We start from the raw sequence: 23,170 nt of genomic DNA, 5'->3' as shown, positions 1-23,170 counted from the left end.
GAATGTATTTATGATTATCTATCGTCATCTAAGATTTTGATGAATAGTTATATATATTAATTGTATACTTTATTGTACCGCTTTTACAGGAATTAACAATAGTTTTTTGCCCAAATTAGACTTAAATAACTCATCAATTTTGTTAAACTCATCATAGTTTTATTGAGTAAATGCTGTATAATAAATATATAAATACAATTCTGTTATACAAGTGATATAGTACCGTTCATAGGAGGCTAATATGAGTCAAAAAGTAGTAGTTGTGAATGCAGGTAAAATGGATTTTGATGGTCAATTGGATTTTTCCATCTTATCCGATGATGTGCAAGTATATCAAAATAGTACAAACGAAGAATTTATCGAACGTATTCAAGGCGCAACTGCTGTTGTTACTAAGGAATATCCAGTACCAGCAGAACTGATGGCGCAATTTCCTGATACTGTAAAACTTATTGTAGAAGCGGGCACAGGTTATAATAATATTGATCTTGATGCGGCTCGTAGCCATGGGATTACGGTGTGTAATATTCCTGCCTACAGTACTGAACGTGTAGCCCATACAGTTATCATGATGTTATTAAACTTGGCTTCCACTATGCAACAACAAATTGCCATGTTAGCGCGTGGGGACCGTAGTAATTTTACAAAACATCTACAAGTACCTCATACAGAGGTTAACGGTAAAACCTTGGGCATCATCGGTGCTGGACATATAGGATTAGAGGTTATCAAAGTAGCTCGTGCATTGGGCATGAATATTTTGATTCATACTCGCACACCAAAAGAAGATTCCGAAGGTATCCGTTATGTATCCTTTGAAACTTTGATGAGTGAAAGTGACTACATTTCCTTACACTGCCCATTGAATGACAAAACAAAATACATGATTGATAAAAAAGCAATTTCCTTGATGAAACCAACAGCGTTCATTATTAACACTGGTCGTGGCGCTTTGATTAATGAAGCTGATTTGATTGAAGCATTGCAAAATAAAGCTATTGGTGGTGCTGGCCTTGATGTACAAGAAGTAGAACCTCCAGCAGAGGATAGTCCTCTTTATACATTAGAGAATGTTATCATCACACCACATATGGGGTGGAAGGGCTTTGAAACTCGCCAACGTCTAGTAGGTATTATTTCCGATGATATCCATGGATTCTTCGAAGGTAAACCTGTGAATGTAGTGAGCTAATTTAGGGTGAGTTTGGCCGTGGTCTAATCATTTTGTCATCGGATAATAATTCTGACAAATATATATGATTATAATGAAAATGGCACCGAGAAAATGGCGCTATTTTTGTTAGTAATGGATAGATTATTAATTTGCATAGAAACATGAAAAGTAGCATGCGTGGGAGTCCGCATGCTACTTTTATTTACTACTTATGGAAAGGAGAAACGAGATACAGAAAAGCACTATTACACAAGCCGATGGGCCCATATAATAGTGCTTTACAAGGTCGTATCATAGATCAAGGTTCTAGATTGTTGCGGGATATTTATAATAGTTGAGAAAATCTCCCCAAATACTTGATTATGACATAGAATGTTCTGTTTTGATGGGAATCCACCAGTGACGCCGGTAGGCTTTGATGCCTTCTACTACTGTTTTAGAGGCATCTGTAGCGAGTGCCTTTGTGGCTGCTGGTACGCCTTCTAGGCGATAGTCTAGGCCCAGTTCCTTATATTTGGAAACGCCCATGACGTGATAAGGTAGACAATCGACAGCTTGAATATTATTCAATGAACCGAGGAAGAATCCAAGACGATAATGACGTTCTTTCACATCTGTAATGCCCGGTACCACGACGTGACGCACCCAAATAGGTGTGTTCACCTCGGCGGTGAGGCGTGCAAAATTTAGGATAGGCTCAATAGGTTGTGCGGTGAGCCATTGATGTTTTTCTGGGTCAATATCTTTGATGTCTAGGATGACTAGGCTGGTTACTGCTAATAGTTGTCGGTAGGCCACCTCTTGGTGGGGATCAAAACAAATTCCACTTGTATCTAAACAGGTATGGACGTTTCTTTCCCGGAAATAGGTGAACAGCTCAGTCACAAATTCAATTTGCATGAGCGCCTCCCCACCGCTGACAGTGATGCCACCGTTTGAGTAGAATTGGCGGTTACGCTCGAATTGCTGCCATAAATCCTCGACGGACATCAGCTGGAAATCGCCCTTGACGTCCCACGTGTCGGGATTATGACAATAGGCACAACGCATGGGGCATCCCTGTAGGAATACCACCATGCGCATGCCTGGCCCATCAACCGTACCCATCGTTTCTACCGAGTGAATACGTCCGTTCATAGGATACCTCGATTAGATAGCTTGATGGAATGTACGGGAAATAACTTCATCCTGTTGTTGTTTAGTCAATTTGTTAAAGTGCACAGCATAGCCGGATACACGAATTGTCAATTGAGGATACAATTCAGGATGTTTTTGAGCGTCTAATAATGTTTCACGAGTGAACACGTTAACGTTCAAATGATGGCCACCTTTTTGGGAATAACCATCTAATAACTCAACTAAGTTATCGATTTGTTGTTGATTGCTCATGGGAAAAATCCTCCTTTCAATCAAACGAGTAAACTAGGAATGCCTCCGCTGGTGAAAGCCTCCACAGCATTCTCTGTGAAAGACTAATAATAGTCCCAATATATCCGAGTCATCACCAATAGATGTGAGCATAGCCGTGATCAATAGGGTGGAATCATCGGCGGGTGAAAGCTTTTATTTGCTTTCATCTATAGGAACATTTGGTTCGTTACAAGCAAAGTTACCATTGGAATTTGGTAACTGGCTTGGATCAAGGTCGATATCTAAATCGCCTAACGTTACAAATGTTTCACCAGACTTACCTAATGCATCTGGAACGATGGAGAAGGTATTGGAGATACCGTCTGCACTATCGCGCCAAGGCATTTTTGCAACGGATGCTAAGGAAGAAATAGCCCCGTGTGTGTCACGGCCATGCATTGGGTTCGCGCCAGGAGCGAAAGCTACACCAGCTTTACGGCCATCTGGAGTGGAACCAGTAGCGTTGCCGTATACTACGTTAGAAGTAATTGTTAACAAGCTCATAGTGTGAACGGATTCACGGTATGTTGGATGTTTACGGATTTTATTCATGAATGTGGAAACAACGAGAGCAGCTAGGTTATCTACGCGATCATCGTCATTACCATATTTAGGGAAGTCACCTTCGATTTCAAAATCTACAGCGATGCCGTTCTCGTCTCGAATAGGTTTAACCTTCGCGAATTTAATAGCGGAAAGGGAATCGGCTACTACGGAAAGACCAGCAATACCAGTAGCGAACCAACGAGTTACTTTACGGTCATGAAGTGCCATTTCTAGTTTTTCATAAGCGTATTTATCGTGCATATAGTGGATGATGTTCAACGCGTTAACATAGACACCAGCTAGCCATTCCATCATGTCATCATATTTTTCCCATACTTCGTCAAAGTCGAGGTATTCGGATGTGATTGGACGATACTTAGGCCCTACTTGTTTTTTGATTTTTTCATCTACACCGCCGTTGATAGCGTATAGCAAACATTTAGCCAAGTTGGAACGAGCACCGAAGAATTGCATTTCTTTACCCACACGCATTGGGGAAACACAACATGCGATAGCATAGTCATCACCAGAGTTAGGACGCATCAATTCATCGTTTTCGTATTGGATAGAGGAGGAAGCGATGGATAATTTAGCGCAGAAACGACGGAACCCGATTGGCATACGTGGAGACCACAATACTGTTAGGTTTGGTTCTGGAGCTGGGCCAAGGTTAGTCAATGTATGCAATACACGGAATGCAGTTTTTGTAACTAATGTACGGCCGTCAGTACCCATGCCACCAATAGATTCAGTTGTCCAAACTGGATCGCCAGTGAACAAGTTATTATATTCTTGGATACGTGCAAAACGGACCATACGTAATTTCATGATAAAATGGTCAACAAATTCTTGGATTTGTTCTTCTGTATATGTACCATTTTTCAAGTCACGTTCAGCGTAGATATCAAGGAATGTGCTATTACGACCGATGGACATAGCTGCACCATTTTGTTCTTTAATGGCCCCAAGGTAACCGAAGTATAACCATTGGATAGCTTCTTTTACGTCGTTCGCTGGGCGACCGATATCGTAACCATAGGAGGCAGCCATTTCTTTTAGTTCTTTCAAAGAACGGATTTGATCTTTGATTTCTTCGCGGTCGCGCATCAAATCAGCTGTCATATCACCCATAGTTGTGTCGAATTGTTTTTTCTTGTCTTCGATGAGGTAATCGATACCGTACAAAGCAATACGACGGTAGTCACCAATGATGCGGCCTCGGCTGTATGCATCAGGTAGACCTGTAATTAAGTGGGCAGAACGAGCTGCACGCATTTCAGGCGTATATACATCAAATACGCCATCGTTATGAGTTTTACGGTGCAAATGGAAAAATTCTTCTGTTTCAGGATCCATTTCGTAACCGTACTCTTGTAATGCCATTTTAGCTGTACGTAAACCGCCGTATGGGAACATAGCACGTTTTAATGGTTTATCTGTTTGTAAACCGACAATGGTTTCTAGTTCTTTGTCGATATAACCAGGCGCATGTGCCGTGATGTGAGTCGCAATTTTTGTATCTGCGTCAATCATGCCACCTTTTTCACGCTCTTCTTCATATAGTTTAAGGACTTGATTCCACAAATTAGTAGTTCTTTCAGTAGGACCAGCTAAGAATGTATCGTCCCCTTCATAGGGGTTATAGTTACGCTGGATAAAGTCACGTACGTCGACTGCTTTATCCCACACACCTGTGTTAAAGTCTTGCCATGCAGTATTTTGCATTTTGCACCTCCATATAATGGATATAACTATAAGATTTCTATGAGTTAAGTGTAATTGAAAAAATTTACGATTACAAGAAGAATATGATATATATTTTTAATATTGATTATGCAGAAAATATATAAATTGATAAAATCTAGCTCCTTAGGTCCTAAATTGTAAAGAAATTAAAAGTGTAGCTATAACTACAGTTTTATTGGGCTTTATGGAGTATAATTAACAAATTACTACTTTCTATTATATAGAATATGTAAAAATTGGAAATATGGTATATATGGATTAAACCATTCTGTTATTGTATTTAAATGATAGTAAATATCGTTATATAGATAAAATAGATACAGATATAAGGCTATGTTGGAATGGATGGCTAGAAATATGTAAGCAAGGGATTATAATTTATAGTTCTTAAGAGACGTATTTCCTTGCAATGTGGGCTAGTAGTGTTATGATAGACAATATATTGTAAAGTTTTGTTTATCACTAAGTATCTATATACAGGTGATATAGATACTTAGTGACTTGTCTTATGTATCAAGTGAAGCGGAAAGGAGATACAATGACAAATCATTATAAGGCTATGATTGCAGCATTAGGAACCATTGCTGTATGGGCTACGGCCTTTCCCTTTACGCGTTATGTGGTTCAATATATAGATCCATTTCACCTTGCGGCAGTCCGCATTTGTATCGGTGCTATTGCATTATATCTCGTTTCTTTATTGAGAGGATTGCGCAAACCCAGAGGGGTAGAATGGTTCTATTTCATTATTGCTGGTATTACAGGAAATATTGGGTACCAGATTTTATTTAATATGGGGCTACAGACAATACCTTCTGGAACGGCAAGTGTATTAGTGGCGTTAACACCGTTAATGACTGCGCTATTATTGCGTGTCGTGTTCAAGGAAATTATGAGCATACAAGGATGGATATATACCTTTACTGCCTTTCTCGGCGTGGCTATCGTCATGTTATGGGATGGTATTTTTGAGGTGAAAGTAGGCTCTTTTCTCATCCTTATTATTGTAATGATGTTTTCTGTCTATAATGTATTGATGAGATATTTCGGTCAACGAGGCTATACAGCTTTAGATATGACGACATGGAGTATGGTAATGGGGGCTATCTTAGGGATACCTTACTTACCAGACGGTTTTAGACTGATTCAAGCAATGCCATTAGAGCCAGTAGCTTTACTAGTGTACCTAGGATTGTGTTCCAGTGCACTTGGCTATGGTCTGTGGAGTTATGCCTTGGGGACGGCCGATAAAGCATCAGATGTGCTTAATTTTCTATATTTATCACCAGTTGTAGCTACTATTGTTAGTTTCTTTATGCTTGGTGAGGTACCAAATGGTGGGTTATATATTGGTGGGATTGTTATTTTAGGCTCATTGTATTTGTTCAATAAATATCGTTAATAAAGAATAAAAGAGTGGATCTCATTTGAGATCCACTCTTTTATGTAAATGCGAAGTTTAGATTAAATTGTAAATCCTTGTGCACGAATTTGATCACCGATTTGTTCACGAACATCACGACGATTGTTGAATCGTGTTACTACTTGTTTTGTAAAGCAATCCACCTTGCGATTCATGTTACGAGTATCATAGTATTCAGCCATTTCAGCATCATAATCTTTGAGCAATTCCATGTAATCTTCATGAGCTACATATTTGTTTTCAAAGAGAGTGTATTCCGTAGGGATACGAGGTTTTAATTGAGGTTCTACATTAGGTACACCAAAGCCTACACCTACTACAGGGAATGTATATTTTGGAAGACCTAATAACTCGATTGTTTTTGGTGCATCGTTCAAGATGGAACCAAGGAACACGGTACCAAGGCCATTGAGTTCAGCTGCAACTACTAGGCTTTGAGCGGCCAGACAGGCATCAGTCCAACCTTGGAAGAATGTATCACCGCCGTATGCTACATCTGTTGCGTTATGTTGTTCCTCACCGATGCAGTAGTTGCGATATGCATCTACAATGAAAATGAATAATTCAGGCATACGAGCAATATATTCTTGGCTAGCTACTTTAGAAATAGCAGATTTTAATTCTGGATCTGTAATGCGGATAACACTATATGCTTGTAATCCTTGGCTAGATGCAGTACGTTTAGACACATCGATTAGTGTTTGCAATAATTCAGCAGGTACTGGTTCTGGTTTAAATTCGCGAATGGTTTTGTGGTCTAATAATGTTTCGATAGGATTCATAGGGGAACCTCCTTATCAATGAGTGATTTATTATTGAATTTCAAAGAGAACATTCATAGAGCATATTCATAGAGTTTAAATTCTAATATATATTTCATAGAACTTCTTCGATGTGTTTATTATGGCACTTACTCGTATAGGAATATAGGGCAATCAAATTTGTTGTAAATAACCTATTATTTTAAAGGGAATTGCTATGCTGATTGTTACGTTGTAACCTTATGCTTCATATTATTGGTTGCTTGCTGGTTTGCCATGACCGTGATATCAGAGATTTGTACACGACGAGGTTGGTTTGTGCAGTACACAACGGCATTGGCAATGTCCTCTGCCTGAAGGGCTTCGATGCCGTCGCTGATGGTTTTAACAGCAGCCTTAGAGGCACAGTATACAGCGCCTTTTGCATAGGCACCGGCACCAGCGGTGGAACCGATATTCAATACGTGGACAGAATTTTGATCTACCATGAATGGCAACACCGTGCGAGACACGTAAATGAGGCTTTTCACATTGGTGTCCATCATTGTGTTCTGCTATAGATTCTAGGTAACATTATTGTCTATTTCAAACCTCTTTTCAAAAGGCGTCTTATAGCCATTATAGCTATGAGGCCTATTATGGTTATACCATAAATGCGCAAACTTAGAAATATCTGTTTGTAAATGTTCAGTACTAAAATACTGATTAGTATTAATCAATTCAGTCCTAAAATTGCAAGTTCAAATTGAACACCTTTAACCAAATAATTTAAGCTGCATAGACGATATCTAAATAAGCTTCAAATAAATCATCAGGCGTATCATACCCAAGGGACTTTCTAGGTAATGAATTCATATCCTCTGCAAACCAGAGAATCTGCTCAGCAGAGTAGTTTTCGATAGACTTTCCTTTAGGTACGTACTTTCTGAAAATGCGATTGTGACGCTCATTTTGAGCTTTCTCATAAGAGCTATATGGATGAGCAAAATATACCATTATACCATATCGTTCTAACTGAGATAATTCCGCAAACTCAGTTCCGTTGTCTGCTGTAATTGTTTTAAATACAGTAGGAAATTGTGATCCATAATATATTTTGAGACTACGTAAAGCAGCTTTTACAGATGCTACATCTTTACGTCGAATCTTAATAGCAATGAATTTATGCGTTACTTTCTCTACTAAAGTTAGTACCACCGCCTCTTTACCTTTACCAACGATAGTATCTATTTCCCAATGACCAATCTCAAGATGTAGCTTAACGATATCTGGTCGTTCATCAATACTTCGGCCAAAGATGCGTACGTTCTTTGCTCGTTTAGGCTTTGATTTTTTACGACTAAGCAGTTCTGGTACATCGAATAGGGATAATGGTAGGCGTGATTGATTAAGGGCGTTATACAGCGTTTTAGCACATACAAGTTCCTCTTCAGTAAACAGATTATGCTTCTTAACATAGCCAGCACATACGTCTAATGACCAGTTAGCTTTTTTAACTTGCTCTGCAACCCAAATAGCAAATGGACTTTCAGACGTAATGCGCTGTTTACGACCGGGACGTTTTCTGTTTTCATAGTAAACGGCTTGACCTCGACTAGGTACATACTCTGTTGGTCTGCCTCGATGTGTCGTCTTAGTTGCAGTGCCACGTTTTAATTCGTAGCCCACAGTACTAGGTGAGCAATTAAGTGCTTTTGCAATCTGGCGATAAGAGTAACCTTGCTTATGGAGCGCTTTGATTTCGCATCGATCTTCAAATCTTAAGTGTTGTCCTCTTTCGCGAGGTAGGGTATTAATGGTATTATTTAGGTAGTCCATAGTGATTGCCTCCGGTTAATTTTGTGTCGTAACTTAATTTTACCATTGATGTAATCCTATGGATCTTTTTATTTAGTTTTAGTGTTCAATTTCATTCTACAATTTACGAAAAAAATAGAGTAACTATTATTCTGTTAATGTATTTAGTTGTTATATTTAAGGATACATTACTTCGCAAACTATTCATATTTAACACACGTACTACATATATGACTCGGAAAAACTACACATCGCCAGAATAGGCTGTTTACCAGTAAAAGAGATACATTCTTCTCAGCGGTGTGTAGTTTTTCAACAGTCCCCCCTTTAATGTTACAGTGTATCCATAGAGGCACTAATGCAGTCTGCAACGGTGTAGATGTGGTGAATTGTATAAAAATTACTCCACATCCCCCGTAGAAAGAAAAATGCTCTTAGTAGCGATGTGATGGTGACTTACGCCGAAGGCGTTCGGAACCAGAACACGCTACTAAGAGCATTTTCTTTACACGCTCATACCTAGCGCGTAATCCTTATACAATTCGCTGTAATATCCTCCACGCTGCATTAGCGCCTCATGGGTACCTTGTTCTACGATATCGCCGTTATCCACAACGAGTAGGAAGTCCGCATCCTTAATGGTAGACAACCGATGGGCGATGACGATGCTTGTGCGCCCTTGTAGGAGTTGCTCCATGGCTTTTTGTACTTCTACTTCGGTACGGGTATCGACGTTAGCTGTTGCTTCATCGAGAATTAAAATGCTTGGATTCGCTAGGAATGCACGAGCGATGGTAATTAATTGGCGTTGGCCTTGTGAAAGGTCGCTAGCGCCATTTTTTAATACTGTATCATAGCCGTTTGGCAATGTACGAATGAAATGATCTGCCATGGCTAGGCTCGCTACGTTGACGATTTCTTCTCTTGTAGCGTTCGGTTTGCCATAGGCGATATTATCTGCAATGGTGCCTGTGAAAATCCATGTATCTTGTAATACCATGCCTACCGTTTTATGGAGGCTTTCACGGGTTAAATCTTGAATATTCACGCCATCAATGGTGATGGAACCACTGTTGATTTCATAGAATCTCATGATGAGGTTCACTAGTGTCGTTTTACCAGCGCCAGTTGGGCCAACGATGGCCACGAGGCTACCGGCAGGAATGGAGAGGGATAGGTCCTTCATCAATAACTTGTCGGGGCTGTAACCAAAGGCCACATGGTTGAATTCGATGACACCAGTCTTTGGTAGCGCGGCGCCAGTTTTTGGGAGTGCGGCACCAGTTATTGGGAATGCCGATGGAGCATCATTTGATTGTGATAGAGCATCAGCGTCAGAAGTGAGTGAAGAGGCGGTTTCGCCTACACTAGCTCCAGCAGAACTTTCACAATTACTAGGTCTAGAAGGAACCTGTAATTCCACAGTTCCCGTATCTGCCTCCGGCACTACATCAATGACCTCGTAAATACGGCCGAGGGCAGCGAGGGTTTCCTGTAGTTTTGTTAAAATATAGGAACTACGGGATATGGGATCAGAAATCTGTGTCACATAGAGGAAGAAGGCCTGAATATCACCGAGGGTAATGGTGCCACGGACAACCATGAGGCCCCCTTGAATGGCTACGAGGACATAACTGATTTGGTTGATGAAATTCACTAGTGGCATCACGAGTTGCCCCACAAAGCCAGATTGGCGCATGCGTACGAATAATTCGCTGTTGAGCTCGTCGAGTTGATTCGTCGTCACTTGCTCAAGACCAAATGCTTGCACAACGGCCTTGCCCGTCACCAGTTCCTCTACACCGCCGTTAAAGGCGCCAAGGGCCTCTTGGTTTCGTAGATAGACCGTACGTGTTCGTTTTGCCATTACAGAGAGTGTGGTGATACCTAGGACGATGACACCAATGATGATGCTAGCGAGGAGAGGACTAATCCAAATCATCATAACTACGGCACCGACGATGCCGATGATAGAGGAAATGAGCCCTGGGATACCTTCACGCAGCGTTTCTGCCACATTGTCCAAGTCGCTAGTGAGACGACTCAATAAATCGCCTCGATTGTGGCTATGGAAATAGGAAATAGGGACCACATAAAATTGCTGACTTACTTGTTTGCGCAATTTCAGTACCATCTTTTCTGCAATGCCAGAGATGATATATTCACTAGCGTAGGTGCAAATAGCATGGCCTGAATAGAGACCGATTAAAATCAAAATCGTATTGTTGGCGACGTGTAGAATGGCCTCCATGTTTTCGGAGTTTTTGAGGCCGTTGACAATAGCATCCACAATATTACCAAGATAAATTGGTGCTGACACTTCAAAGATGGCCGCCATAATAAGGGCTAGAATATTGATTCCCAGGAAGCACCATTGTTCGCGAGATTCGCTTAGAAAACGTGTGATTAATTTCATGCTTCCACCTCCTGAGAGGCTACGATTTGCTTGTAAATATCACACCTATCGAGTAATTCCTCATGTGTGCCAAATCCAACGGCCTTGCCTTGGTTAATGACTAAAATGGCGTCCGCCTTTTTAGCGGCGCTGACCTTTTGTTCCACCGAGATGAGTGCAGGACGTGCGCCGTGCTGCATTTCTTCGGCAATGGCTTGGCGCACATAACGCTCTGTTGTGCCATCGAGGGCCGAGAAACTGTCGTCGAATATGAATAAACTTGGCTTGCGTAATAATGCGCGGGCCATGGCTAGTCGCTGGCGTTGTCCGCCGGATAGGTTTGTGCCCCCTTGTGAAAGCTGATGCTCATAGCCATCTTCGAATTTACCGATGAATTCATCGGCTCGTGAAATGGCACAAGCACGATCCATATCTGCCTTAGTGATATCTGGTAAATTTGTACCATATACACCGTATCGCAAATTCATGTCGATAGTACCAGTGAAAAGATATGCCTTTTGTGGTACATAACCGATTTGAGCACGTACCTGTTCAATAGGCTGTTTATAAATGGAAATACCATTTAATAGAATATCACCAGACTCGATATCAAAGAGTCCTGGGATGAGGTTGGCAATAGTACTTTTTCCAGAACCAATATCCCCCATAATGGCAATATGTTGGCTGTGATGTACTGTAAAGGAAATATCCTCTAATGCTGGTGCCTCTGCATTGTCATAACGGAAGGTAACGTGTTGGAACTCAAGGAGGGGGGCATCATAGGTCAACGAGGAACTAGTTACGATAGGTCTAGTGATAGTTGCGCCGTCAGATGTGCTAGCTGTGTCAGCTGCATTTGCGATAACATCTGTATCAGTTGTGCCAGGCATATTCGCATTTGCCTCTTTAGCGTAGCTTTCATTACGGGTTGCCCCATGATGATGTAATAATTCTTGAATCCGTTGGTAACAGATGATAGCCTCTGGAATATCCAATAACACGAAGATGGACATGATAAGGGCCAATAAAATTTGTGTGGCATATTCGATAACGGCGATGATATCACCCACCTGAATACGGCCGTCCACAACACTATAGCCACCGACCCAAAGGATGACGACAGTACTCATGTTGAAAATCATGAGTATACTGGGAAGTCCTACCGCATAGGTGCGATGTAATTTAATATTGAGGCTTGCCATAGTAGAAAAGGACTCTACCTCGCGAGCATTTTCATCATGAGACCGATTAAATGCACGGATGACAGGCATACCAAGAATATGATCGCGTACGAGGTCCGTGATTTCGTCCAGCTTGATTTGCACAGATTTCACAATGGGAAGGGCCCGTTGTTGGATAACGAGCATCAAGGCGGTCATGATAATCATCAACGTGAGGATGATGAGTCCTAGATAGTAATCTTTGTAGAATGTAAGACCTAGGCCTACGAAAATCATGAGCGGCGTTGGGAGGACCATGTTTAAGCCCTCAGATAGGACGGATTGAATTTTTTCCACGTCACGGGTGGAGCGCATTAATATGGTTCCTGTACCAAAGTGTGAGAAATCGGTGAGGGAGAATTTTTGGAGTGCTGCTACTAGCTGTTCACGCATGACAAGGCTGATGCGTGCCGCAATGTGCGAGCTGGCATAGACGCTAGTAATAGCGGCGATTACGGTAATCAATGAGGCACCAACCATATAGAAACTATAGGTTTCTATGATATCAAGATTTCCTTTGAGAACCCCTTCGTTGATGATGGATGCTGTTAGGGTTGGTACCGTGAGGGCCCCGCCTATATGCAATAGTGATAATAGTAAAACGCCTAAGACGGGCCATTTGAGTGGCCATAGATAGGCACATAGTTGTTTCATTATGAGTCCTTTCATAAACCTGTTTAAATTAATACAATATATTATAGCATAACTTTTTTTTTATAAGACTTGGACGAACAATTATGATGAAAGTCTCTCTATAGTGTATGGTCAATATGCTGTAAGATAAACTCTTTCAGACTATATAATAAGCGGGTTTTAAATGCTTATAAAGGAATTAGAAATGCACAAGTGTCGATTGACAGCGCACGATACAAACGGCTATAATGAAACAGTCGTAGGGTAGCGACAATGTATATTTTTATTAGTATGTGGGAGGCATTATGAACTTACTAAAAAACTGGAAAATCCATGTACTTACGCTGTTAATTACATTAATAGCAGAGTATATTGGGATTCAAAAGCTTGGGTTAATGGTATTCTTACCATTATTGTACTCATTAGTACTTGGCTTTATTATTTCCATTCCTAAGCTGAAATTAATCACAGAAGAGGAAATGGTGGCTTCTGCAGATTACTTAAATGTAGCAATTATGATTTTGATGGCTAAAATTGGTTTAGGTATTGGTCCAAATCTTGGAATTATCTTGAATTCTGGTTGGGCTCTGATTCTTCAAGAATTAGGTCACTTCTTGGGCACTATTTTATTTGGATTACCAGTGGCCTTGCTGGTGGGGATGCGTCGCGAAGCTGTGGGTGCTTGTTATTCCATCGACCGTGAGCCGAATATTGCCATCATCACTGATAAATATGGTTTTGACTCGCCAGAGGGACGTGGCGTAATGGGCATGTACATTTGCGGTACACTGTTTGGTGCTATGTGGATTTCTGTATTGTCTGGCTTTGTGTCCGGCCTCGACATCTTGCATCCTTATGCATTAGCAATGGGATCCGGTATCGGTAGTGCTTCTATGATGGCGGCTGGTACAGGATCGATTGTGGCTAACTACCCAGATCATGCAAAAGAGGTTGTTGCCTTAGCAGGCGCAGCAAACTTGTTAACGACTGTTATTGGCGTATACTTTGCGTTATTCATTTCTCTACCTGTTATGGAAAAAGCTTACAGCTTGGCTACAGGTCGTACTCGTGAAGAAGATTTAGAAGCTGATGCTAAAGAGCAAGTAGCCAATAAGGAGGCGTAATCATGACAATTGTACAAAAAATTCAACACTTTTTATTTGTCCTAGTGATTGCGACTGTTATTACTGGTCTTGGTAACATTATGGATGGAAAACATCTATTGGGCCCAAGCATGATAGGCGTATTTGTTATTGCTGGCGTAGCATTAATCGGGGCTATTTTATCCTTCTTGCCAACATTAAACCGTTTCCCAATGGTATTCTGGGTATCTTTGGTAGGTGTTGTAATGTCTATTCCTGGCTTTCCTGGTAGTGAATGGATTACAAAACAAGCCTCAGAAGTTACATTCTTGGCATGTACTACACCTGTATTGGCATATGCAGGTCTATCCCTTGGTAAAGATCTTGATGCGTTCCGTCGTTTGTCTTGGCGTATCATCCCTGTAGGGATTGCGGTAGCTACTGGCACATTCTTGTGTGCATCTATTGTGGCAGAAATTGTACTTCACCTTGAGGGCACGATTTAATATGAGAACTTATGTACTAATGTAATTTAGTACATGTATAATGAAAGCATCTCCTATCGGAGATGCTTTCATTACTATAGCGCTAAACCTGTTAGGAAATTTGGATGTTTAGGTGGGATACGGGGTTTGTAATAATTGGATTATTGTTGATGGTTGTATCTGGATTTATGAAAAACTCAGAACCATTATTGATGATAGGGGGACTTATATTTACTATAGGTTTTGCTAAATCATAGGAGGCATATATGTTAACAAAAGAAAAAGTAAAACAACGAGTTTGCGATGCCATCGTAGAGGCACAACCATTTATTCGTAGTGTGGCTGAATCTATTTTGAAAGAACCAGAATTGGGATATAAAGAAATAAAAACATCAGCCAAGGTACAACAGGCCTTTACTGAGATGGGATTACCATTTACTACAGGTCATGCTATTACGGGTGTAAAGGCACGAATGCAAGGCGGCAAGCCTGGTAAAACAATAGCTATGATTGGTGAGCTAGATGCTATCATTAATGCGAAACATCCGATGGCCGATCCATTGACTGGGGCTGCTCATTGTTGCGGTCATAATATACAAATTGCGAATATGTTGGCCGTAGGAAAAGGTTTACAAGCGACGGGGGTTCTTGCGGCGCTGGCTGGTGAAGTCGTGTTGTTTGCTGTGCCTGCTGAAGAATATGTTGAGATTGATTTCCGCAACACCTTGCGTGAAAAGGGTCAAATTAGATATTTAGGAGGAAAACAGCAACTGATTCATGAAGGTGCCTTTGATGATATTGACATGGCCATGCAGATGCATGTGGAGCATGCTAATACAGAAACAGGCGAAATGGGTTTGGGAACTACCTCTAATGGTTTCATTGGAAAATTAATTGAATACCATGGCAAAGCGGCTCATGCGGCAGCGGCCCCTGATCAAGGAATTAACGCGTTACAAGCGGCTATGATGGGCGTAATGGGGGTTAATGCCATTCGAGATACCTTTAAGGACACGGATGCATTCCGTTTCCATCCTATTATTAATAGTGGTGGCAATCTAGTAAATGTAGTGCCTGATTTAGTTACCATGGAATCTTATGTACGTGCATCTAATGTACAAGCTATGATTGATGGTAATAAACGGGTTAATCGCGCATTGCGTGCAGGCGGTGATGCGGTTGGTGCAGATACAATTATCAATGATTTGCCTGGTTATTTGCCAATGCGTAACGATAGTACAATGAATGAATTTTTGAAAGCTAATTCTATTCCATTATTTGGTGAGGACAATGTATATTATGGTGCGCATATGGCAGGTAGTACTGATATGGGTGATGTATCTCATATTATGCCAGTTATTCATCCGTGGGTAGGCTGTATTCATGGCGTGTTGCATGGGGCAGACTATTCCATTAAAAATGATGATGTTGCCTTTATTAAAACCGCACAAGCCTTAGCTATGACTATCGTAGATCTGCTTTATGATGAAGGCCAGGGGGCAGACTCTGTGCTTGCAAGATTTAAATCAGTATTTACAAAGGATGAGTATTTAAAGACTCTTGAAAGTATCAGTCAATAGCATTAAAAATTACCCAATCTACATTAGAAATTGTAATTTATTTAATCTCTTTTAATTGTGGGAATTAAATGTAGAGTGGGTATTTGGTTTTGTATAGGTAGATATAATCAGGGTTTATATGCTATAGAGTATAATGTATTTATAAAAGTGAAATAGGACTTGGCTCCCCAGCCAAGTCCTATTTCGGTGTGTGTGTGTTTGTGTGTGTTTAAAGGGGATATCTAGATAATACAAGAAAAATATGAATAATCAATGCCTAAAGTGTGAATAAAAAATTAAGATTACATCTGATCTCCAGATATAGAGTGTGACGATGTATTTCCTAAGTTAATTTTGTGATGTATATAGATGGATTTTTGACACTATTAACGGCATGGTTACACGTATTCAGTATAGATTTATATAGTCTAGCAGTGATATAGGAATTACCTATAAGACATCATAAAGTAAAAGTATATATCAATATATAATTATTATTGTTATAATGATAGAGCATTTAAAAAAGAGTGTGAACATAACTAGTATTGAAGGAGACGATGATGTCTACAAAAACTATAACTGGCACAGCCATGCTATTGGCCATTGCACTGGTAGCACAGAGTTTGCGCATATTCTTTCCTTTCATTCCCAATCAAGTGAGTATGTTCTTGATTGGTTCCATCGTTTCTGCTAGCTTGGTATTAGCTACTTGGCGATACGGTGTCAAAAATGGATTGATTATTGCTTGGCTAACACCATTTGTAGCCTATATGCAAGGCATGTTGCCAATGGTGCCATTTATTCCTATCGTAGCTATAGGAAGTACCCTTTATGTTTGGATGGTGAAGTATTGGCAACATAGATCAAGGCTGGGACTTGTCCTTTGTAGCTCTGTCATACGAGCTGCGGCCCTATATACAGGTTTTTTACTGTTTTTTCAGAGCTTTCAGGTGCCTCAAAAATTAATGACAGCTATATTGTTTTCTATGGGGTGGCCACAGTTAATCACTGCCATACTAGGTATTGTGATTGCGTTGCTTATTGAAAGTCGCATGCGTAGTTAATAGTAAGTCATATCATCAAAGTTGTATTTAGACGGTACTAAGATGATGCGATAGCGTATATGCCAGAGTATTTTATAAAGATAATGTGATAATTACTAATGTATTGAGATAGAGGAGATAAATATTATGAAATTTTCAACAAAATGTGTACACGCTAGTGGTGGTCCAGATAGTACAGGTGCAATTTCCCACCCTATTTATATGAGCTCTACCTTTGCCCATCCAGAATTGGGCGCCCCAGGTTATCAATATACGCGCGAGTCTAATCCGACACGGGATCGTTTACAAGATTTGATTGCTGCCCTTGAGGACGGTACCGATGCATTTGCGTACTCCTCTGGCATGGCTGCCATCGATGGAGCATTGCATTTGTTCCAACCAGGCGACCATTTGATTCTTGGCGATGATCTCTACGGTGGTTCTATCCGTATGTTTACTAATATTTATGAGCAATACGGCATCGAATTCACCTATGTAGGTACGTCTGACCTAGATGCTGTGAAAGCGGCCATTAAACCTAATACAAAAGGTATTTATATTGAAACACCGACAAATCCAATGATGGAAATTACCGATTTGCGCGAGTTGTCTGAAATAGCTCATAATATCGGCGCTTTAGTTATCGTGGATAACACATTCTTATCCCCTTATTTCCAACAACCATTGAATCTTGGGGCTGACATCGTTATCCATAGCGGTACTAAATTCATTGGTGGTCATCATGATGTTATCTCCGGTTTCGTCATTGTGAAAGATGAAGAATTAGCCGCAAAATTGCGCTTATCCTTTAAAACTATAGGGGCTTGTTTATCCCCTATGGATTGTTGGCTTGTTATCCGTGGCGTCAAGACATTGGCACTTCGCATGGAACAACATCAAAAAAATGCCATTGCCTTAGCGGAATGGTTGAAGACGCAGCCTAAGGTTACGAAAGTGTTGTTCCCTGGTTTGCCAGAACATCCAGGCTATGAAATCAACAAATCGCAAACTACTGGTTTTGGTGGTATGTTATCCTTCGAGGTAGATACGGAGGAAACGGCTAAAAAAGTCTTGGAAGGTGTTGAGCTTATCCAATTTGCTGAAAGTCTTGGCGGTACAGAAAGCTTGTTAACATATCCTGTGACCCAAACACATCCAGACCTTAAACCAGAGGATGCAGAACGTAAAGGCATCACTCGTCGTTTACTTCGTTTATCTGTAGGTATCGAGGATACTGATGATTTGATTGCTGATTTAGCACAAGCATTTAATAAATAATAAGTGTAAAACGCGTGTTGCCAAGGCACACGCGTTTTCTTAAATGATTTCCACGATAGGGAGAAACAATATGGGTAAATATAATTTTGATGCCATCATCGATCGCACACATACAAAGAGTTTGAAATACGATTTTGCTGTTCGCCGTGGACGTCCGGCAGATATTAAACCATTCTGGGTGGCGGACATGGATTTTGAAGTGCCACCAGAATTGAAACAAATTTTATTAGAACGCGTGAATCATGGCGTGTTTGGATATACAGAGTCGGATGAAGAATATTTTGATACCGTAGCTAACTGGTTTACTACACGTTTTAACTGGACTCCAGACATTAACTGGCTAGTGAAGACACCAGGTATCGTTATGGCCTTGGCCATGGCGGTGCAAGTTTTCACCAAAGAAGGTGAAGGAGTGCTCATTCAACAACCGGTGTACTATCCGTTTAGCGAGGTTATCGAGGATAATGACCGTCGTCTCATTAATGCGCCATTAGTGAGAGGCGATGACAAATATACCATCGATTTTGAGGCCTTTGAAAAGGCTATCATCGAAAATAATGTAACATTGTTTATGCTCTGTAATCCGCATAACCCAGTAGGTCGTGTGTGGACTGAGGAAGAATTGCGTACATTAGGTGATATTTGTATTAAACATAATGTCATCATCATTAGTGATGAAATTCATGCAGATTTCGTTTGGGAAGGTCATACACATCATGTGTTCGCTAGTCTAGACGGTGCTTATGCAGATCATTCCATTATTTGTACATCCCCAAGCAAAACATTTAATATTGCAGGGTTACAAATTTCCAATATTTTCATCCCTAATCCAAGCTTGCGTAGACGTTTCCGTAAACAAGTAGCCACAGCCGGGTACAGCCAAGTTGGTACCATGGGTCTTGTAGGTGCGGAAGGGGCCTATCGGGTGGGTGCTCCTTGGCTTGATGAACTCAAAGTATATATTCAAGCTAATATTGAATTTACAGTGCAGTACTTTGCCGAACATATGCCGAAAATTAAGGTGTATAAACCAGAAGGTACATATCTTATATGGTTTGATTGTTCTGGTCTTGGTATGACTGCTGCAGAACGTGAGCAGTGGTTGTGGCATGATGCGAAATTATGGCTTGATAGTGGTGCCATTTTCGGTGATGACGGGAAAGATTTTGAACGCATTAATGTTGCCTGTCCGCGAGCTACCTTAGTGGATGGATTAGAATCTCTCAAGGCTGCATATGATACATTAGGACTGTAATAGGTAAAAACTATAACTGATTATATAAACTCGAAAATTGACTTTAACCACTAAAATGATAGAATTAAACACATGAAATGCATGTCCCTGCTTGCATAGCGAGCGGGGACTTTTACTATTGATTAGAAGATTTTATCGATGCAGGTGTTCTCTAGGGATACTACCTGTTGAATTGTAAGGTATTTCCGGATTGTGAGGAGTGAGGGATATGCCAATTAAGGTAATCAAAAATTTGCCAGCCATCACAAAATTAGCGCAAGAGAACATTTTCGTAATGGATACAGAGCGAGCTGAAAGCCAACAAATTCGTCCGTTACATATACTACTCGTTAACTTGATGCCTACCAAAGAAGTTACAGAAACGCAAATATTACGGGCCCTCAGTAACAGCCCATTGCAAGTAAATTTAACCCTTTTGCATACGGCGTCACGAAAGTCTAAGAATACTGATGAGGCGTATTTGGATACGTTTTATCGTACCTTTGACGAAGTGCGAGACCAGTTCTTTGATGGAATGATTGTGACTGGTGCACCAGTAGAGTTGATGCCATTTGAGGAGGTAGACTACTGGAGTGAACTTACGGAAATCATGGACTGGAGCGAAGAGCACGTGTACTCCACATTATATATATGTTGGGGCGCACAGGCTGGCCTGTACCATCATTTTGGTATCAATAAAGAGGTTATGCCGAAAAAACTCTTTGGCGTATATCTGCATGATATATATAATGAAAGACCAGTTTTGTTCCGTGGATTTGATGAGAAATTCTGGATGCCTCACTCTCGTCATACTACCGTATCTCAAGTGGCCATTAGAGGAAATCGAGATTTAGAATTGTTGGCGGGCTCTGCTGAAAGTGGTGCAGCCATCGTTCGTAGTCTTGATAATAAGCATATCTTTGTATTTGGACATTCTGAGTACGATCGAGATACATTGCAACGTGAATATGAACGAGATATTTCTCGTGGTGACGGCGTAGAGATACCAGAGAATTACTATCCTAATGATGATCCAAAACAAAAACCAGTAGTTCGTTGGCGCTCTGTGAGCACATTGTTATTTACTAATTGGCTCAATTATTATGTATACCAAGAAACACCATATATTTTGGAACAAATACAAAAAATGAAGTTTGAGCGGGATAAAAACCAAGGCGCCTATATTTAACTATAATTAGTTAAAGAAAATAACTATATCAAAATATGATATTTCGATAAAAAACTATAGACAAGCAGACTAAAACATATTAATATACTGGGTATAAGAAATAAGCTTTCACCAAGTGAAGAAGGAGAGATTCAAATGAGTAAACAATACAAATTCGAAACATTGCAGTTACATGCAGGTCACACAGTAGATGAAACCGGTTCTCGTGCAGTTCCAATTTACCAAACAACTAGCTATGTATTTAAAGATGCAGAACAAGCAGCAGGTCGTTTTGCATTAACTGATCCAGGTGCTATTTATACTCGTTTGGGTGGCCCAACTCAGAGCGTATTAGAAGAACGCGTAGCACAATTAGAAGGTGGTGCTGGTGCAGTCGCAGTTGCCTCTGGTTCTGCAGCTGTAACATATGCAATCCAAAACGTCGCAAGTGCTGGTGAGAATATCATTTCTGCATCCACATTATATGGTGGTACACATGTATTGTTCTCCTCCACATTGCCTAAATTGGGTATCAACGTTAAATTTGTTAACCCAGATAATTTAAATGAGTTTGAAGAAGCCATCGATGAAAATACAAAAGCGATTTACATTGAAACAATTTCCAACCCAGAAATCAATTTGATCGATGTACAAGCAGTAGCTGATATAGCTCATAAACATAATATCATCTTGATTGTAGATAATACATTTGCATCTCCATACTTGTTCCGTCCATTGGAACACGGCGCTGACGTAGTTGTTGAATCTGCTACAAAATTCTTAGGTGGTCATGGTACTACTTTGGCAGGTGTTGTTATTGAAAGTGGTAAATTCGACTATAAAGCATCTGGTAAATATCCAGACTTCGTAGAAGGCGACTCTCACTACAATGGCATTGTATACGGTGACCTTCCAATTCCATTTACTGTAAAAATTCGTGCTACCTTGCTCCGTGACACTGGTGCATCCTTGACACCAATCGCTGCATGGTTCATTTTGCAAGGTGTTGAAACATTGTCTTTACGTGTTGAACGTCATGTAGAAAATGCTCGTAAAGTCGTAGAATTCTTGTCCAATCATCCAAAAGTTGAATGGGTTAACTACCCTGAATTGGCTACAAGCAAATACAAAGCGTTGGCTGATAAATACTTCCCTAAAGGTGTGGGCTCTGTATTCACATTCGGTGTAAAAGGTGGTAAAGAAGCGGGTATCAAATTCGTTGATGCCTTAGATATCTTCTCTAACTTGGCTAATGTTGGCGATGCGAAATCCCTTGTTATCCACCCAGCATCCACAACTCATGCTCAATTAAACGAAGCGGAACAAAAAGCAGCTGGTGTAACGCCAGATATGATTCGTATCTCCATCGGTATTGAAAACGCTGATGATTTGATTGCTGATTTAGAGCAAGCTTTGGCGAACGCATAAGTATAAACTTAGAAATTACATATAAAGAGATATCAATAGTATCTATAGTATCTATGGTATCTATGGTATCAATGGTATGAATCTAGAATAGACTGGCCCATGGGCCAGTCTATTTGCATTTGTGGCGTATTTATTTTGTGTTAGGTGAACAATCTTGCAGGAGAGATATTAATTTTTTATGGCGGCAGGATAATTGGTGATATATCTCGAATATATACAATAAGATTAGAATATCTAAGTTGATTGCATAGATAATCTAATTGATAATCTAATTCTAGAAAAAGGAGTGATTACTATGACTAAGGATGTAAGCATTAAAAAAATTCTAGTACCTATTGATGGTTCTAAATATGGGGAAATAGCAGTTGCCTATGCAAGCATGCTGGCTAAGTCCTGCGGAGCATATATTGAACTATTATCTGTAGTGAATGTGGGGGAATATGTACCAGGATTTGAACAAGCTGGGGCAGATTTATTTATTTTGAAAGAAATGGCTCATACTGCACAAGATATTCTTGGGGAACATAAAAAGATGATACCAGAAGGTATTCATGTAAATACGCGTGTAATGCAAGGTAATGCACGTGATTGTATCCTTAAGGTGGTGAAAGAGGAGAATATGGATCTTATTGTGATTGGTCGCCGTGGGTTAGGTCAATTAGAAGGGATGATTCTTGGAAGTGTAAGTAGCTATGTGGTAGCTAATGCAGAATGCCCAGTATTGACGGTAAAATAGTTTTATAGACTGCAAAGAGGCAGTATCGCTACATGAAAATTGTGTAGCAATA

19 protein-coding genes and 1 pseudogene are annotated in these 23,170 nt (G+C 40.3%); 11 read left to right on the top strand and 9 right to left on the bottom strand.

The genetic code is table 11. The features are described from left to right. Positions 1-241 precede the first annotated feature (241 nt). Positions 242-1,192 (top strand): 2-hydroxyacid dehydrogenase, encoded by a 951-nt coding sequence (locus RVY80_RS01265; RefSeq protein ID WP_295190193.1) that lies wholly within the window; start codon positions 242-244, stop codon positions 1,190-1,192. Positions 1,193-1,534: 342 nt separating this feature from the next. Here RVY80_RS01265 and pflA read toward each other — a convergent pair whose 3' ends face one another. The 3 genes from pflA to pflB form a co-directional block, all read right to left on the bottom strand. Then, complete coding sequence (gene pflA / locus RVY80_RS01260) at positions 1,535-2,311, bottom strand: pyruvate formate-lyase-activating protein (protein WP_295194092.1); 777 nt, start codon at positions 2,309-2,311, stop codon at positions 1,535-1,537. Positions 2,312-2,323: 12 nt separating this feature from the next. After that, the gene (gene grcA3 / locus RVY80_RS01255; RefSeq protein ID WP_295190199.1) at positions 2,324-2,563 is read right to left on the bottom strand and encodes an autonomous glycyl radical cofactor GrcA3; all 240 of its coding nucleotides are present in this window, start codon (positions 2,561-2,563) and stop codon (positions 2,324-2,326) included. 174 nt (positions 2,564-2,737) lie between these two features. After that, positions 2,738-4,855 (bottom strand): formate C-acetyltransferase, encoded by a 2,118-nt coding sequence (gene pflB, locus RVY80_RS01250; RefSeq protein WP_295190202.1) that lies wholly within the window; start codon positions 4,853-4,855, stop codon positions 2,738-2,740. Between the two features lie 559 nt (positions 4,856-5,414). Between pflB and RVY80_RS01245 the strand changes: the two genes are divergently transcribed. After that, the gene (locus tag RVY80_RS01245; RefSeq protein WP_317329328.1) at positions 5,415-6,278 is read left to right on the top strand and encodes a DMT family transporter; all 864 of its coding nucleotides are present in this window, start codon (positions 5,415-5,417) and stop codon (positions 6,276-6,278) included. A gap of 62 nt (positions 6,279-6,340) precedes the next feature. Here RVY80_RS01245 and RVY80_RS01240 read toward each other — a convergent pair whose 3' ends face one another. From RVY80_RS01240 to RVY80_RS01220, 6 genes and pseudogenes are all read right to left on the bottom strand, one after another. After that, complete coding sequence (locus RVY80_RS01240) at positions 6,341-7,081, bottom strand: NADPH-dependent oxidoreductase (protein ID WP_317329327.1); 741 nt, start codon at positions 7,079-7,081, stop codon at positions 6,341-6,343. A gap of 206 nt (positions 7,082-7,287) precedes the next feature. Next, entirely contained in the window at positions 7,288-7,605 is a 318-nt protein-coding gene (locus RVY80_RS01235; RefSeq protein ID WP_411040683.1) for an SDR family NAD(P)-dependent oxidoreductase, read from the bottom strand. Positions 7,606-7,623: 18 nt separating this feature from the next. Then, positions 7,624-7,782 (bottom strand): annotated as a pseudogene (locus RVY80_RS10185) (integrase core domain-containing protein); the annotation flags it as partial. A gap of 46 nt (positions 7,783-7,828) precedes the next feature. Further along, complete coding sequence (locus RVY80_RS01230; RefSeq protein ID WP_317329326.1) at positions 7,829-8,878, bottom strand: IS30 family transposase; 1,050 nt, start codon at positions 8,876-8,878, stop codon at positions 7,829-7,831. 484 nt (positions 8,879-9,362) lie between these two features. After that, positions 9,363-11,273 carry an ABC transporter ATP-binding protein gene (locus RVY80_RS01225; RefSeq protein ID WP_317329324.1) on the bottom strand — a complete coding sequence of 637 codons (1,911 nt, stop codon included), beginning with the start codon at positions 11,271-11,273 and terminating at the stop codon, positions 9,363-9,365. Continuing rightward, positions 11,270-13,126 carry an ABC transporter ATP-binding protein gene (locus tag RVY80_RS01220; RefSeq protein ID WP_317329323.1) on the bottom strand — a complete coding sequence of 619 codons (1,857 nt, stop codon included), beginning with the start codon at positions 13,124-13,126 and terminating at the stop codon, positions 11,270-11,272. Before RVY80_RS01220 ends, RVY80_RS01225 begins: the two co-directional genes overlap by 4 nt. Positions 13,127-13,410: 284 nt before the next feature. Between RVY80_RS01220 and RVY80_RS01215 the strand changes: the two genes are divergently transcribed. From RVY80_RS01215 to RVY80_RS01175, 9 genes are all read left to right on the top strand, one after another. Continuing rightward, positions 13,411-14,229 carry a DUF3100 domain-containing protein gene (locus RVY80_RS01215; protein WP_317329322.1) on the top strand — a complete coding sequence of 273 codons (819 nt, stop codon included), beginning with the start codon at positions 13,411-13,413 and terminating at the stop codon, positions 14,227-14,229. Between the two features lie 2 nt (positions 14,230-14,231). Continuing rightward, complete coding sequence (locus RVY80_RS01210) at positions 14,232-14,693, top strand: hypothetical protein (protein ID WP_317329320.1); 462 nt, start codon at positions 14,232-14,234, stop codon at positions 14,691-14,693. A gap of 245 nt (positions 14,694-14,938) precedes the next feature. Continuing rightward, on the top strand, positions 14,939-16,252 hold the full coding sequence (locus RVY80_RS01205; protein ID WP_317329319.1) for an amidohydrolase: 1,314 nt from the start codon (positions 14,939-14,941) through the stop codon (positions 16,250-16,252). Between the two features lie 539 nt (positions 16,253-16,791). Then, positions 16,792-17,295 carry an ECF transporter S component gene (locus RVY80_RS01200; RefSeq protein WP_317329318.1) on the top strand — a complete coding sequence of 168 codons (504 nt, stop codon included), beginning with the start codon at positions 16,792-16,794 and terminating at the stop codon, positions 17,293-17,295. Between the two features lie 126 nt (positions 17,296-17,421). Then, positions 17,422-18,552: a trans-sulfuration enzyme family protein gene (locus RVY80_RS01195; protein ID WP_295193774.1), complete on the top strand. Its 1,131-nt coding sequence runs from the start codon at positions 17,422-17,424 to the stop codon at positions 18,550-18,552. Between the two features lie 70 nt (positions 18,553-18,622). Continuing rightward, positions 18,623-19,807, top strand: a complete 1,185-nt coding sequence (locus RVY80_RS01190) for a MalY/PatB family protein (protein ID WP_295190740.1) — start codon at positions 18,623-18,625, stop codon at positions 19,805-19,807. A gap of 208 nt (positions 19,808-20,015) precedes the next feature. Then, positions 20,016-20,975 (top strand): homoserine O-acetyltransferase MetA, encoded by a 960-nt coding sequence (gene metA, locus RVY80_RS01185; RefSeq protein ID WP_295190742.1) that lies wholly within the window; start codon positions 20,016-20,018, stop codon positions 20,973-20,975. A 135-nt stretch (positions 20,976-21,110) separates the two neighbouring features. Then, positions 21,111-22,382, top strand: coding sequence for an O-acetylhomoserine aminocarboxypropyltransferase/cysteine synthase family protein (locus RVY80_RS01180; protein WP_295190745.1), 1,272 nt, complete (start codon positions 21,111-21,113; stop codon positions 22,380-22,382). Between the two features lie 295 nt (positions 22,383-22,677). Beyond that, positions 22,678-23,118, top strand: a complete 441-nt coding sequence (locus RVY80_RS01175) for a universal stress protein (RefSeq protein WP_317329313.1) — start codon at positions 22,678-22,680, stop codon at positions 23,116-23,118. Positions 23,119-23,170: the final 52 nt, after the last annotated feature.

It is taken from the genome of Veillonella absiana (assembly GCF_032970865.1).
Taxonomy (GTDB): domain Bacteria; phylum Bacillota; class Negativicutes; order Veillonellales; family Veillonellaceae; genus Veillonella; species Veillonella absiana.
Note: the sequence above shows the minus strand (reverse complement) of the source record. Positions and strands in the feature narration are given on the sequence as shown.

Bases quoted from the DNA above. Each gene is read 5' to 3' on its own strand.
- RVY80_RS01265 (WP_295190193.1), top strand. From the start codon at position 242: ATGAGTCAAAAAGTAGTAGTTGTGAATGCAGGTAAAATGGATTTTGAT.
- pflA (WP_295194092.1), bottom strand. From the start codon at position 2,311: ATGAACGGACGTATTCACTCGGTAGAAACGATGGGTACGGTTGATGGG.
- grcA3 (WP_295190199.1), bottom strand. From the start codon at position 2,563: ATGAGCAATCAACAACAAATCGATAACTTAGTTGAGTTATTAGATGGT.
- pflB (WP_295190202.1), bottom strand. From the start codon at position 4,855: ATGCAAAATACTGCATGGCAAGACTTTAACACAGGTGTGTGGGATAAA.
- RVY80_RS01245 (WP_317329328.1), top strand. From the start codon at position 5,415: ATGACAAATCATTATAAGGCTATGATTGCAGCATTAGGAACCATTGCT.
- RVY80_RS01240 (WP_317329327.1), bottom strand. From the start codon at position 7,081: ATGAATCCTATCGAAACATTATTAGACCACAAAACCATTCGCGAATTT.
- RVY80_RS01235 (WP_411040683.1), bottom strand. From the start codon at position 7,605: ATGATGGACACCAATGTGAAAAGCCTCATTTACGTGTCTCGCACGGTG.
- RVY80_RS01230 (WP_317329326.1), bottom strand. From the start codon at position 8,878: ATGGACTACCTAAATAATACCATTAATACCCTACCTCGCGAAAGAGGA.
- RVY80_RS01225 (WP_317329324.1), bottom strand. From the start codon at position 11,273: ATGAAATTAATCACACGTTTTCTAAGCGAATCTCGCGAACAATGGTGC.
- RVY80_RS01220 (WP_317329323.1), bottom strand. From the start codon at position 13,126: ATGAAACAACTATGTGCCTATCTATGGCCACTCAAATGGCCCGTCTTA.
- RVY80_RS01215 (WP_317329322.1), top strand. From the start codon at position 13,411: ATGAACTTACTAAAAAACTGGAAAATCCATGTACTTACGCTGTTAATT.
- RVY80_RS01210 (WP_317329320.1), top strand. From the start codon at position 14,232: ATGACAATTGTACAAAAAATTCAACACTTTTTATTTGTCCTAGTGATT.
- RVY80_RS01205 (WP_317329319.1), top strand. From the start codon at position 14,939: ATGTTAACAAAAGAAAAAGTAAAACAACGAGTTTGCGATGCCATCGTA.
- RVY80_RS01200 (WP_317329318.1), top strand. From the start codon at position 16,792: ATGTCTACAAAAACTATAACTGGCACAGCCATGCTATTGGCCATTGCA.
- RVY80_RS01195 (WP_295193774.1), top strand. From the start codon at position 17,422: ATGAAATTTTCAACAAAATGTGTACACGCTAGTGGTGGTCCAGATAGT.
- RVY80_RS01190 (WP_295190740.1), top strand. From the start codon at position 18,623: ATGGGTAAATATAATTTTGATGCCATCATCGATCGCACACATACAAAG.
- metA (WP_295190742.1), top strand. From the start codon at position 20,016: ATGCCAATTAAGGTAATCAAAAATTTGCCAGCCATCACAAAATTAGCG.
- RVY80_RS01180 (WP_295190745.1), top strand. From the start codon at position 21,111: ATGAGTAAACAATACAAATTCGAAACATTGCAGTTACATGCAGGTCAC.
- RVY80_RS01175 (WP_317329313.1), top strand. From the start codon at position 22,678: ATGACTAAGGATGTAAGCATTAAAAAAATTCTAGTACCTATTGATGGT.